Here is a 13,450-nt window from a genome sequence, read left to right as displayed (position 1 = left end):
TTTTAAATGGGAAATTTTTAACTTAAAGCTCAAAAGTTAAAACTTAAAAACTCCCTTAATACTAAACACTCACAATCTAATTAATTCCCCTAAAATTATTGAGGGGAATTTAACTTAAAATTCAAAACTTAAAATTCAAAGCTATTTAAAAATGGGACTCAAGCGGCGGGAATTTTTGCAGCAAGCTGGCCGGGTGCTGGCCGCCATCGGAATCAGCGAGGCCCTGTGGCTGCCGTTGGGCGATCGCTACCTCCAAGCCTTAGCGCAGCCGACAGCCAGGAAATTGGCTTTGTTGGTTGGCGTTGACAAATATCCAGACTCGCCCCTGCACGGCTGCGTCACGGATGTGGAATTGCAGCGGGAACTCCTGATATATCGGTTTGGGTTTGTGCCGTCGGACATTTTGACTTTGACTGACGCTAAAGCTACGAGGGAGAATATCGAGACGGCTTTTGTCACTCACTTGACTCAACAAGCCAAACCCGGTGACGTGGTAGTTTTTCACTTTAGCGGCTGCGGTAGCCGAGTCAGTTTGGGCGAGTCTCCCGGAAAAATGCAAAACAGTTTGGTGCCGGCGGATGATGTTTTGCCGTTGTTAGCAAACCGGGCGGTAAACGATATTTTAGAGGAAACGCTGTTGCTGTTGATGCGATCGCTCGCGACAGAAAATGCGATCGCCATCCTCGACACCAGCTACACCTATCCGGGTTTCCCCAAAAACGGCAACTTTCGCATTCGGTCCCGCCCCCGCCCCACCATCGGCGAGCCTAGCCTCGCAGAATTAACGTTTGCCCAAGACCTCGGCTCCCGCCCAAATCTCCGTCCGGACGCCGCCTTACTTGCCGCGGGCGCGAATTCCGCACTCGCCGCCGAACAAGAGTGGAACGGATTTACCGCAGGTTTGTTTACCTACGCCCTCACCCAAACTTTGTGGTGGGCAACTCCCGCTAGCAGCTTCAGCGTCAGTTTCGGCCGCGCGACGGGTAATGTCGAGCAAATGGCGGGGTTATCGCAGCAACCGCAAATTCTCAATCACAATTTAACAACCGCGCCGGCGGTGAATTTTTCAAATTTAATCTTGAATTCCCCTGCATCTGACGGCGCTGTGACGGCAGTGGAAGAGGGGGGCAAAACTGTGCAGTTGTGGCTGGGCGGGTTGTCGCCGGGGGTTTTGGAGTGGTCAGGGGGTTCTGTGTTTGCAGTGGATTCCTCCGAGGGCGCGAAGCTTTTGCTGCGGGGACGCACGGGCCTCTCTGCTAAAGCCCAAGTTGTAGACGGGTTCGATCGAACAGACGGCCAACTAACAGTCGGCGAACTCGTGAAGGAAGAAATTCGGGTATTGCCGCGAAACATCGGTTTGACAGTAGCTTTGGACTCGGGTTTGGAACGCATCGAGCGGGTAGACGCTACCAGCGCCTTTGCGACTGTGCCGCAAGTTTCGGCGGTAGGCAGCGAGCAATTGGCTGACTGTCGGTTCGGCAGAGTCCCGGAAACGACTTTAGCCGAAACAGTCTCGCCTCACGAGCCTGCTTTGCCTCAAAGCCGTTACGGTTTATTTTCTTTGGCTCAAATGCTGATTCCCGATACTAAGGGCGACGGGGGAGAAGCAGTCAAGGTGGCGGTGCAGCGCTTGACTCCGCAGTTGAAAGCGCTGCAGGCGGGGAAGTTGCTGCGGCTGACAGTTAATGAGGGTTCTTCGCGCCTGAAGGTGCGGGCGGAATTGGCAACTCTCGCACCGCAAGCGCGGGCTGTGGCGCAGCGAGAGCCGGTGCGAGGCGGCGGTGATTATCGGCTGGAACCGCTGAGCGGGGAAAGTGAGAAATCCGCAAGCGCTCATATACTAAGTTTGCCCGAAGGCAGCCGAGTTCGGTACAGATTGTATAACGACAGCGCTCGCCCGGTTTACTTTGCGGTGTTTTGCACGGACAGCGCGGGACGGCTGTCCGTGCTCGGCACTGAGGGCAAAGAGGCTGTGGGGGGAATGTCGCGGGCGATCGCTCCTGGGGAGAATTTGACCGTGCCGGCGGCTGGGGCGATCGGGTGGGCGGTATCTGGACCGATCGGACTTGCAGAAATTATGATTATATTTAGTGAGAGTCCTTTGGCTCAAACTCTGGCTGCAATAGAAGCCGAAATGCAGCAAACGAGGGATGCCCTGCCAATTCGAGTGTTGTTGAATCCTTTAAATGTGGCGCGGGCGGTACTCGAAGATTTGCACGCCGCTAGCATTCCGGGGGTGCAGAAAGTGGGGATATCGACCGATGATTGGGCTTTGGATGTGAATGTTTGGGCAACTCTGAGTTTTGTTTATCGGGTGGTTTAATTGTGAAAAACTCCTCGATCGTAGTCGGCGATTGAAATCGCTTTTGACCTCAAACGACACAAACTAACTCCACCTACGCGAGACTGAGAAATCATATCAAATCAAACTTAAATACCCCCTCGATCTCGCTTGTATGCGGAGGCGGAGGAGAGTTTGACTTGTAGAGCGATTTCCACCGCCGAACCAGAAAGGAGGTGGATTTCTGCGGGTTTGGTATAAGAAATCAAGACTGATAAAGCTTTTCTACCATTTGAGCCAACCGTTTCATGGCAGTTTCAATCTCATCATTTGTTGCAGTCAAACTAATGCGTAAACACTCATGTTTGTGCTGCCAATCTTCCCGCAAACCGGGGAAGAAAGAACTTCCAGGCACGACAATTACACCCACTTTCTTCAACTCTTGATACAGTTCCCAATCAGTCATTGGCAAATCTTTCAGCCACAACCACGCAAAAATTGCTCCTTCGCCCCGGTGCAAAAACCACGGCAAATCTTTCGGCATTGCTTGTTCTAGAGTGCTTTCTACGATCGCAAATTTACTTTGATAGTACGGACGAATTACGTTGATGGAAATATCGGCAAGAGCACCGGACGTAATGGCACGAGTTGCGATCGCCTGTCCGTATCTTGGCGAATGAATGCACATATTGGTCTGAAAACATTCTAATATTTGAATGAGTTTTTCATCGCCGATCGCAATTCCGATTCTTTCTCCCGGCAATCCGGCTTTCGACAAACTCATACAGTGCACGATATTGCCGCCAAAAATCGGCGTCATTTCGGTAAAATTCAAAGCCGGGAACGGAGGGCCGTAGGCGGAATCAACGAACACCGGCACGTCGAAAGCGGCCGCTAAATCGGCAATTTTCTTAACTTCGTCGTCGGTGAGAACGTTGCCGGTGGGGTTGCAGGGACGAGAAAAAATGACGCAACCGGTGCTTTGGTCGATCGACAGTTGGCTGAAATCCGGGCGGTATTTGAACCTGTGGGCGGCTGCATCAATATCGAGGGTGGGTTTGCAGGCGACTACCGCTTCGGGAATCAAGCTAACGCCGCCGTAACCCGTGTAGTCTGGGCTCAGCGGTAAAACAATATTTTTAAGCTGTTTGCTGGTAGTGTAGCCGCCGAAAGCGTTGGCTGCGTAGAAGTAAATCGATTGACTGCCGGGAGTAATTAGGATATTGCGATCGGTCAAATTCAGTCCGTAACGCTGGTTGAAATCCGCCAATACCGCATTGATAAATGGCTGATAACCTTGACTGGAACCGTAGCGACAAACCACCTCGCCGTATTCCGGGCTCGCCAAAAGTTCCGCTGTGCAGTCGCGCCACAACTGCTCGACTTCCGGCAAAATCACCGGATTTCCGGCGCTCAAATTGATAAACTCCTGCCCGCTGCCGGCTCTGAGTGTTTCAATAATATCTTTCATAATTGCCCGAACTCCCGTGAGGTGGGACATCTGAGCGCCAAATTGAGTCAGGGCAGGGTTCATAGCAAATGCAGCGACAATGATAGAAGTTTACAGTTTACCCATGATAACTCCAGTCGCAGGCGTTAGCCTAGCTTGTCTGAGGCATGGATTATCGATCGAGCATCTGATTAATGCAATAAACTCGATCGCACTGCATTTTGTTTTTTCCCCTGTGCGCGCGCCGGATCATAAGATTCAGGGCATTTGTGGAGCTGGATCGATCGATCGAACAGTGTTTTTTGCCTAAAAATTAGCGGACGGAACAGCAATTTCTAATTCAAGAGTTGTGGTAAGATTTCACGCCGTCGCGCCAGATGAATTGCCGATACTTGACAACAACCATTAGGAGAATCTAAAATTAGCCGTAGAACCCGATCGCAACAGAATTTTATGGGCTCCTGTTACTGCTATAATTACAGGTTTAATCGAGCCTCAAGAATCAGATTTGTTGCTAGCTCATTTTCATGATTCGCGGTTTGCTGACAGCGGTGCATTTTATTATCAATCCGACTAAAGCCAAGATAGGTCGTAAGGTCGCCCTTTGAGGGGCGTTACATAACAAACACGTAAATTCCAAACCCAATTAACAGCCGTAAAATTCAACACAACAATGACACACTTTCCACTTATAGAATACGAGCAACTTACCGATCCTAAAGCCAAAGCAGTGTACGAAGAAATCTTGACAGACTTGGGGTTTGGCATCGTCCCCAACCTGTTCAAGTCAATGGCAATCAACCCTGACATATTAGAAGCAAATTGGAAAAAATTCCGGGGGACAATCCTGCAAGGAGACTTACCCCGCACGCTTAAAGAAATGGTCGGCGTCGCTATTTCCCAATCAAATAATAGCGAGTACGCTCTCCAAGTTCACCTGCACGGATTGTCAGCCTTGGGGATGAGCGAAGAACTATTGCGAACCTTAGTTTCTGACTTTGCGAACTGCCCTTTGCCAAAACGTGATAAAGCCGTAATTACCTTTGGCTTGCTGGCTGCTACAAAACCCCTGGAAATGACAGAGACTGATTACCAAAACCTGCGGGATTTAGGACTTGATGATTCAGAAATCTTTGAGATTATTGCGACAGCAGACTTGTTTAGCTTTGTCAACCGATATACTGATGCAATAGCCCTCGAAATAGATGCTTTGTAATCTATATTTTATACCCATATTATGGGCGATCGGCTAGAAGATCAAGATCGAGAAGAACTTCTGTTGACAGCCCGCCGTTTGTTAGCAGAAGCTCAAGCGCTTTCCATCCGCATTTCCGCTGTCAACGAAGTTGCCACTGCCATTAACCGCACCCTCGATCTCAACCAGATTTTGCGGGTACTAGGCAAGCAAGCCAAATGGCTACTCGACTTTGAACACTGTAGCGTTTGCCTGCACAGCACTAACACTTGCATGACCTTATTTGGCCGGCATATTCCTGTAGATATTGGATCCCTCCCAGAGGGTGGCCCTATTCACAAGGCTTTCACAACACGTCAACCTCAATTAATTCAAGAAGCGGGTGCTACTGCTATTTTATCCCCCTACGCTTCGCAAATTATCCTTCCTTTGGAAAGCGAAGGTAAGGTTTTAGGGACAATTAATTTTGCAACAACCAAGTCGAGAGCTTACACTCAAGAAGATTTACGAATTGGCTATCTTTTGGCTTTACAACTATCCTCAGCCATCCGCAATGCTGAACGTTTTAAAGAGATAAATAAGCTCTATTCCGATCTCGATGCCGAAAAGCACAAATCCGATCAGCTACTGTTGAACGTACTCCCGGTTGAAATTGCCGAGGAACTCAAAAATAACGGCAAAGTGGAACCACTTTATTATGATAACGTATCGGTTTTATTTACTGACTTTAAAGGCTTTACTCAGTTATCTGAAAAAATGACGCCGCGAGAGTTGGTTGACGAACTAGATTATTGTTTTTCTTATTTCGATCGCGTGATGGATAAATACTCTATGGAAAAATTGAAAACTATTGGCGACAGCTATATGTGCGCGGCGGGAATTCCTACGCCTCGCCCAACACACGCCTTTGACGCTGTACTTGCTGCGATAGAAATTCGACAGTTCATGGCTCTGCGAAAAATACAGAAAGCTCAACAAAATATCCCTTATTGGGATATCCGCATTGGCATTCATTCAGGCCCAATACTTGCTGGGGTCATTGGCAATAAAAAGTTTTCCTATGATGTCTGGGGAGATACAGTTAATACTGCATCTCGGATGGAATCTTCCGGCGTACCTGGAAATATCAATATCTCTCACGACACGTTTGAATTAGTTAAAGATTTTTTTGAATGCGAATACAGAGGAAAAATTTATGCTAAAGATAAGGGCGAATTGGATATGTATTTGGTTCGCCATATTAAATAAATTTGGGCATGGCTAATTGCTAATGGAGGATGGCTAAGCGAGCCGTTATTCTATTTTAGATTTTAGATTTTAGATTTTAAAATTGGAAATTGGGAATTACTGATTACTAAGCTGAGGCGCATCTAAATTTGACAATTAAATTCGAGTAAATTCTTGTGAGGTGGGCGTCCCGCCCGCCCAAAAATATAATTTAGTTTAGATGCGTAGCAGCTTACGACGGTTTGGATCACTGACTTACAGTTGCAGTTTTTTTTAACTGGTGTTAGATATGCAAATAAAACTCAACTGTGAACTGAGAACATATCGCTCGAAGTTCTTTTTTCATAGTTCGGTATTGTATCGCAGTGCGCCAAACTATATTAAAATGATCGAGTTGTATATTTTTAATTTTAATTATTTATGCGTATTTGGCAAGCCGATTTTTACCGCCGTCCTCTCCAAAATGAGGCGGGTAAACCACTCTGGGAACTCTTAATTTGCGACTCGGAAGGCAGTTTTCAATTTAGCGCTGTTTGCCGCCAAGGGGACGCAAATTCTAATTGGCTAGCTTCGCAGTTGCAGCAGCAAACTCAAACTCAGAATTTGCCCGACTTGATTCAAGTATTTAGGCCTCAGTCTCTGGGCTTAATCGAAGCTGCGGGCAAAGTTTTGGGTGTCAAGGTGGAAGCGACTCGGCGCACTGCGAGTCTGAAATTGCTGCTGCAACAACGCGCCAAAGAATATTTGAGTATGCCTAATTATACAGGTGAAACTTACAGCGCGATCGCCCTCGACTCGCCGCCGCCCGTACCCTTACCCGAAAACCTCTGGGGCGATGGCTGGCGTTTTGCTTCCCTACCCGCCGGCGACATTGAAGAGGCTTTCCAAGGGCGTCCCCTGCCAATTTTGGAAATGCCAGAATTTCTGTTACCGCTGAATTTGGGCTTGGCCTCAACAGTACCCGTACCGGGAGTTGTAATTGACGGCGGACGCCAGTCTATGCGGTTGGCTAGATGGCTTCAGGATGCCAAACCTTTCGCTTTGAATTATATTGCTGGAGAACCAGACGGATTGATATTAGAAGCTGGGTTAGTAGATAGGTGGGTTGTGGCTACTTTTGAAGATAGCGAGGTGAAAGCCGCGGCCCAAATTTACCAACAGCGCAAGCAATTAAGTAAAGGATTACATTTTTTGTTAGTCCAGCCCGATGATAGTGGCATGACTTATACAGGCTTTTGGCTATTGAATTTTGAGCGATAATTTAAGATGTAAATAATATTATTTGTCATGTCGAGGGTTCGCGCACCTAAAAATAGTAAAACACCGCCCGAACTCATTTCCCGCCGATACAGACTCAAACACAAATTTTAAAACAGCTTCTTGAGTTAGCAAGAGATTGTGCTGCAAATTTATTCTACAACTAAAATCAATCCGTTTCGGATGCCCTGACACACTCGGTTGATGTGAGAGTGGTCTTTTTCGTTCAGACCTTTCTGGGCTAGCATGGCTGATTTCAGCAGCCGTCTGTCAAGGGGGGTAATTTGACGAAAAGCAAAAATACGCTGGACGATCGCCTCGATCGAGATTTTGGGGACATTAGCAGAGCTGACTGTCATGGTCTTAACACGCTAAAAATAAATAACAGAACTATGTACCTTTATTTTTAAAGATTTTGTGAAGCTATTTAGTGATTCAGATCACATATCATAGGTGACAAAATAGTGTATGTGGGGTGACTGTGGTCACGAAATCTTCAATTATCTTTACGCCAACTTAACGATGGCCCGATAGAATCACGGTGGTAAAACTCAAGCAGAGGGTAAAAATGGCACAAGCAAAAATCGGAATAATCGGCGGCAGCGGTTTGTATAAAATGGAGGCCCTCAAGGATATTGAAGAGGTGAAAATTGATACACCTTTTGGAGCGCCATCGGATGCCGCAATTGTGGGAACATTGGACGGTACGCCAGTAGCATTTCTGGCTAGACACGGCCGCAACCACACTTTTTTGCCCTCCGAAGTGCCGTATCGCGCAAATATTTATGCAATGAAGAGTTTGGGAGTTGAGTATTTAATCTCAGCGTCGGCGGTTGGTTCTCTGAAAGCTGAGGCGAAACCTTTAGATATGGTAGTGCCCGATCAATTTATAGATCGCACAAAAAATCGAGTTTCTACCTTTTTTGGCGAAGGAATAGTCGGTCACATCACATTCGGCGATCCGGTTTGCGGCGAATTGGCTAAAGTATTGGCAAGTGCGATCGAATCCTTGAACCTCCCCGACGTTACCCTGCACCGGGGCGGCACCTACGTCTGCATGGAAGGCCCCGCATTTTCCACAAAAGCTGAATCCCACCTTTACCGCAGTTGGGGGGCGACAGTCATCGGAATGACAAATTTGCCCGAAGCAAAATTAGCCAGAGAAGCAGAAATTGCCTACGCAACTTTAGCATTAGTCACAGACTACGACTGCTGGCACGAAGATCACGACAGCGTAACTGTAGAAATGGTAGTTGCCAACTTGCACCGCAATGCAGCAAATGCCCAAAAAGCCATTCAAGAAACAGTCCGGAGGTTAACAGAAAATCCCCCCGTTTCCGAATCGCATTCAGCTTTGAAATATGCAATTCTGACTCGGCTGGATCAAGTGCCTGCCGCAACTAAGGAGAAAATGGGTTTGCTCTTGCAGAAGTATTTGTAGTTGAAATTAAGTTGCCATCATTAGGTTATAGGTGATTCCACAGGTGTAAGGTGTGCAGCGCGCACCCTACATCATGGGGAGAAGGCAGAAATATTTGTATATCTAGCATTCGTCCTGAGTCAAGAGTCAGAAGTCAGGAGTAAGATCCATTGCCTATCAACTTTTTTAACAATAGACATCTCCGAAAATATCCAAAGCTCTTCTCTCGCTACTTTTGAATCTCTCGCACTAGGAAGCATCCCGATTTTGCAAGCAGTCGTTTTTTATGCAGTGGTAGCGATCGATCTCCCACTGCATTCATATATGAGCAATAATGGCAAGATGGGGTTGCAACTGCTGCACAGAAAGCGCAAAAGCTCAAAACGGACAATTTAAACTATGCTTGGCATTCCCGGATATCAGATTTTAACCCAAATCTATGAAAGCGAAAATTCCTTAGTTTATCGCGGAATTCGCGATCGCGATTCGCTACGCGACGGCTACGCCGAACCCCTACCGATCATCCTCAAGCTGCTGAAAGAAGAATTGCCAACGCCAGCACAACTGCTGAGATACCAGCAGGAATACCAAATCAGTCAAACTCTGAATTTCTCAGGCTTTGTTAAAGCTTACAGCTTAGAAAAATATCATAATTCTCTTGCCATCGTCTTCGAGGATGAGGGCGCTGAATCTTTAAGTTTATGGCGGCAGCAACGTCAGATAACCTTAGCGGAATTTCTCCCCATCGCTATCAAAACTGTCGAGATGTTGGGTGAGATTCACAGCGCTAATATTATCCACAAAGACATTAACCCATCTAATATAATTATCAACCCCAAAACCGGGGAAGTCAAAATTATTGACTTCGGCATTTCGACAGTCTTGTCTATAGAAAATCCTACCCTAATAAGTCCCAACGTTTTAGAGGGAACTTTAGCTTATATAGCACCCGAACAAACCGGAAGAATGAATCGCGGCATCGATTACCGCGCTGATTTTTATTCCCTAGGTGCAACTTTTTACGAACTGCTAACCAATCAACTGCCTTTTGAAGGTAATGACGCGATCGAATTAGTACACTGTCACATCGCTAAACAACCCCTTCCGCCCCAAGAAGTCCATCCAGAGATTCCTAAACCTGTTTCAGATATCGTAATGAAACTGTTAGCAAAAACCGCAGAAGAGCGATATCGAAGCGCTTGGGGAATTCAAGCAGATTTAGAGTTATGTCTCACTCAACTGCAAAATCAAGGCAAGATAGAAGACTTTCCTATTGGTCAGCACGATATTTCAGATAAGTTTCAAATTTCTCAAAAACTTTACGGCCGAGAAACAGAAATAGAAAGCCTGCTGGCGGCATTTGAGCGAGTTGCAGGTAGCTTGCAGGAAGAAGCAGAAAGTCTAACCTCAGACACTCAGCCATCCCCCAACAGCCGACCACATTCCGAAATGATGTTAGTATTCGGATATTCCGGCATTGGCAAATCAGCATTAGTACAAGAAATTTACAAACCCATTACCCGAAAAAAAGGTTATTTCATCGCCGGGAAATTTGACCAGTTTCAGCGAAATATTCCTTACAGCGCCGTCATTAAAGCTTTTCAAGAATTAGTGCAGCAATTGCTCGCAGAAACAGAAGTCAAACTCCAACAGTGGCGCGAAAAAATATTAACAGCAGTTGGAGTTAACGCTCAAGTCGTTATTGATGTAATTCCCGAATTAGAATTAATAGTGGGCAAGCAGCCAGAATTATCCGAACTTCCTTCCGCTGAATCCCAAAATCGGTTTAATTTAGTATTGCATAACTTCATCCGCGTATTTTGCAAGCCTGAACATCCCTTAGTCATGTTTCTCGACGATTTGCAGTGGGCAGACTCCGCAAGTTTGCAGATGCTTCAATTGATAATCACCGACCCAGATATGCAATATCTGTTTCTGATTGGTGCTTATCGGGATAATGAAGTCACTGCCGCCCATCCGCTGATGTTAACAATTAATGAGATTCAGAAAACTGGATGCGTAATTAATTCAATTTCCCTCTTACCTTTAAAGTTAAATTATGTCAATTATTATTTAATTGCAGATACTCTTAAATGCCATCTCGAAAAAGCCCTGCCCTTAGCAGAGTTAGTCCTGCAAAAAACTCAAGGCAATCCCTTTTTTATTAACGAGTTTCTCAAATCACTTTATGCTGAGAAACTGTTGAAATTTGGACCCACCTCTCCGAAGATTGAGGGGGCAAAGGGAGACTGGCAGTGGGATTTAGAGCAAATTCAAGCCAAGGGAATTACTGACAATGTAGTCGAACTGATGGCAGGAAAAATTCAAAAACTGTCCCAGGCAACACAGCAAATTTTAATATTTGCTGCTTGCATTGGCAACCAATTTGACGTAAAAATGTTGGCGATTGTTAGTGAAAATTCAGTAAAAGCAACTAACGAGAAACTTTTGGAAGCAGTTAGGCAAAATTTAATTATTCCCGTGGGGAATGATTACAGATTTCTAGAATTAGAGCAAAGTTCAGAAGATTTAACTGTTTATTACAAATTTTTGCACGATCGCGTCCAGCAAGCCGCCTATTCTCTAATTCCCGAACCAGAAAAGCAAGTTGTCCACTATCGAGTCGGACAACTTTTGTTGGAAAATACTGCGCCGGAACAGCGACAACAGAAAATATTTGATATCGTCAATCACCTCAACTTTGGCAGCGAATTAATTGCCACGCAGCCACAGCGCAATGAACTGGCAGCGCTCAACCTTTTAGCAGGCAAAAAAGCCAAAGTTTCCGCTGCTTATAAATCAGCACTAGATTACTTCGTGGCGGGCAGGAAATTATTAAGTGCAGACAGTTGGCAAACCCAATACGACTTAACGCTGAATCTCTACGAAGAAGCAGCAGAAGCCGCTTACATCAGTACCGATTTCGAGCAGATGGAGGAATTAGCAACTTCCGTGCTGCAACAAGCCAAAACAGTGCTCGATAAAGTAAAAGTCTATCAAGTAAAAATTCGCTCTCAGTTAGCCCAAAGCCAGTTCCAGCAAGCATTAGACACAGCTTTATCAGTGCTAGAACTGTTAGATATACATTTTCCCAAACAGCCCAATACGACAGATATTGAGGCGGCGCTGCAAGCAACTCAGGCAGCGCTAACAGGCAGAGAAATCGAAGATTTAATCGATTTACCACTGATGACAGCCCCGGACAAATTAGCAGCCATGCAGGTGATATCCAGCACTCTTGATGTTGCCTATTTTTCCTTCCCCAAACTCCAGCCTTTATTGATTTTTAAACTGGTAAATTTATCCCTGGAATATGGCAATAATCCTGATTCTTTGCCCGCTTATGCCCGTTGTGGAATGCTTTTTAGCGCGATTTTCAACGACATAGAATCTGGCTATCGATTTGGCGAACTGGCTTTAAATTTGCTGGAGCGAATTAACGCCGGCACAGTTAAAGCACACACGCTTCACTGCGTTAATGCTTTTGTCAAACATTACAAAGAATCGGTTAGGAAAACTTTAAAGCTGTCGCATGATGGTTGGGCAATCGGTTTGGAAACCGGAGACATAGGAAATGCCTGCCACAATGCCAGTGTGTACTGCTGGCATAGCTATTTTGTTGGCAAAGAACTCACAGAATTGGAAAGAGAAATAGCTGCCTACCATGGCATAATACGCCAACTCAAGCAAGAATTTGATTTGACCGGCAATGAAGTAATCCGGCAGGTAGTTCTCAATTTAATCGATCGCTCGGAGAATCCTTGCAAGCTAATGGGGGAAGCATATAATGAAGACACGCAGTTGCCTATGATGCTGCAAAAAAACAATCGTAGTGCAGTTTTTATTATTTACTTGCAAAAAACGCTTCTCTGTTATCTCTTTGGAGAATTTGCTGAAGCTGTAAAATATGCTGACTTAGCAGCGCCATATTTAGCTGGAGTGGTTGGTTCGCTTGTTGCGCCCCTCTTTTATTTCTATGATTCTCTGGTGCGACTTGCAGTTTACTTTGATGTCAGCCAGAGCGATCGCGAACAAATTTTAGAAGAAGTAGCCGTCAATCTGGATAAACTGAAAGTATTGGCAACTCACGCACCGATGAATTACTTGCAGAAAGTAGAACTAATAGAAGCAGAATTGTGCCGCATTAAAGGGGAAAACTTTGAAGCAATGGACTGGTACGATCGTGCGATTGCCACCGCTGGAGAAAACGAATACATCAACGAAGAAGCCCTCTCCTACGAACTAGCTGCCAAATTTTACTTATCTAAAAATAAGACATTGATTGCCAATACCTACCTGCAAAATGCCCGCTATTCTTATCTCCGCTGGGGTGCAGCAGCCAAAGTTAAAGACTTAGAAAAACGCTACCCTCAGCTATGGCTGAGACAAACATCAACAGGTACAAACCTTTCTGCCATAACCACATCCCTTCCGCCAACATCCACAGGCAGCAGCAGCTCATCAATGCTTGACTTTACCACAGTAATCAAAGCATCGCAAGCAATATCCGGCGAAGTAGTATTAGCATCCTTGCTGTCAAACTTAATTAGGGCTTGCTGAATAATTAGCTAAAAGGTTTATACAGCAAGGCTTAGGGGATAGGGCGATCGAACAGATCGT

At 45.8% G+C, this 13,450-nt stretch carries 8 protein-coding genes; 6 read left to right on the top strand and 2 right to left on the bottom strand.

The genetic code is table 11. The annotated features are described in order from the left end of the window. Positions 1-151 precede the first annotated feature (151 nt). A complete protein-coding gene (locus tag QUA23_RS15310; protein ID WP_333076806.1) occupies positions 152-2,323 on the top strand; it encodes a caspase family protein in 2,172 nt (723 codons plus the stop codon). A gap of 223 nt (positions 2,324-2,546) precedes the next feature. Here QUA23_RS15310 and QUA23_RS15305 read toward each other — a convergent pair whose 3' ends face one another. Further along, positions 2,547-3,815, bottom strand: a complete 1,269-nt coding sequence (locus tag QUA23_RS15305) for a valine--pyruvate transaminase (protein WP_333076807.1) — start codon at positions 3,813-3,815, stop codon at positions 2,547-2,549. 589 nt (positions 3,816-4,404) lie between these two features. Between QUA23_RS15305 and QUA23_RS15300 the strand changes: the two genes are divergently transcribed. The 3 genes from QUA23_RS15300 (at position 4,405) to QUA23_RS15290 (ending at position 7,413) form a co-directional block, all read left to right on the top strand. Further along, positions 4,405-4,947: a peroxidase-related enzyme gene (locus tag QUA23_RS15300; RefSeq protein WP_333076808.1), complete on the top strand. Its 543-nt coding sequence runs from the start codon at positions 4,405-4,407 to the stop codon at positions 4,945-4,947. Positions 4,948-4,968: 21 nt separating this feature from the next. Beyond that, complete coding sequence (locus tag QUA23_RS15295; protein WP_333076809.1) at positions 4,969-6,174, top strand: adenylate/guanylate cyclase domain-containing protein; 1,206 nt, start codon at positions 4,969-4,971, stop codon at positions 6,172-6,174. 399 nt (positions 6,175-6,573) lie between these two features. Beyond that, entirely contained in the window at positions 6,574-7,413 is an 840-nt protein-coding gene (locus tag QUA23_RS15290; protein WP_333076810.1) for a Tab2/Atab2 family RNA-binding protein, read from the top strand. A 149-nt stretch (positions 7,414-7,562) separates the two neighbouring features. Here QUA23_RS15290 and QUA23_RS15285 read toward each other — a convergent pair whose 3' ends face one another. Next, complete coding sequence (locus QUA23_RS15285; RefSeq protein WP_333076811.1) at positions 7,563-7,769, bottom strand: hypothetical protein; 207 nt, start codon at positions 7,767-7,769, stop codon at positions 7,563-7,565. A 209-nt stretch (positions 7,770-7,978) separates the two neighbouring features. On the opposite strand from QUA23_RS15285, the gene QUA23_RS15280 reads away from it, so the two are divergent. Together QUA23_RS15280 and QUA23_RS15275 are read left to right on the top strand one after the other, a co-directional pair. Continuing rightward, positions 7,979-8,851 carry an S-methyl-5'-thioadenosine phosphorylase gene (locus QUA23_RS15280; RefSeq protein ID WP_333076812.1) on the top strand — a complete coding sequence of 291 codons (873 nt, stop codon included), beginning with the start codon at positions 7,979-7,981 and terminating at the stop codon, positions 8,849-8,851. A 378-nt stretch (positions 8,852-9,229) separates the two neighbouring features. Further along, entirely contained in the window at positions 9,230-13,390 is a 4,161-nt protein-coding gene (locus QUA23_RS15275) for a serine/threonine-protein kinase PknK (RefSeq protein WP_333076813.1), read from the top strand. Positions 13,391-13,450 lie beyond the last annotated feature (60 nt).

The organism is Microcoleus sp. Pol1C5 (genome assembly GCF_036701115.1).
Taxonomy (GTDB): Bacteria; Cyanobacteriota; Cyanobacteriia; order Cyanobacteriales; family Microcoleaceae; genus Microcoleus.
This window is presented reverse-complemented; position numbering and strand designations above follow the sequence as displayed.

What these genes read in the sequence shown, in the direction of transcription:
- QUA23_RS15310 (WP_333076806.1), top strand. Translation starts at nt 152, where the DNA reads ATGGGACTCAAGCGGCGGGAATTTTTGCAGCAAGCTGGCCGGGTGCTG.
- QUA23_RS15290 (WP_333076810.1), top strand. Translation starts at nt 6,574, where the DNA reads ATGCGTATTTGGCAAGCCGATTTTTACCGCCGTCCTCTCCAAAATGAG.
- QUA23_RS15300 (WP_333076808.1), top strand. Translation starts at nt 4,405, where the DNA reads ATGACACACTTTCCACTTATAGAATACGAGCAACTTACCGATCCTAAA.
- QUA23_RS15305 (WP_333076807.1), bottom strand. Translation starts at nt 3,815, where the DNA reads ATGAACCCTGCCCTGACTCAATTTGGCGCTCAGATGTCCCACCTCACG.
- QUA23_RS15295 (WP_333076809.1), top strand. Translation starts at nt 4,969, where the DNA reads ATGGGCGATCGGCTAGAAGATCAAGATCGAGAAGAACTTCTGTTGACA.
- QUA23_RS15280 (WP_333076812.1), top strand. Translation starts at nt 7,979, where the DNA reads ATGGCACAAGCAAAAATCGGAATAATCGGCGGCAGCGGTTTGTATAAA.
- QUA23_RS15285 (WP_333076811.1), bottom strand. Translation starts at nt 7,769, where the DNA reads ATGACAGTCAGCTCTGCTAATGTCCCCAAAATCTCGATCGAGGCGATC.
- QUA23_RS15275 (WP_333076813.1), top strand. Translation starts at nt 9,230, where the DNA reads ATGCTTGGCATTCCCGGATATCAGATTTTAACCCAAATCTATGAAAGC.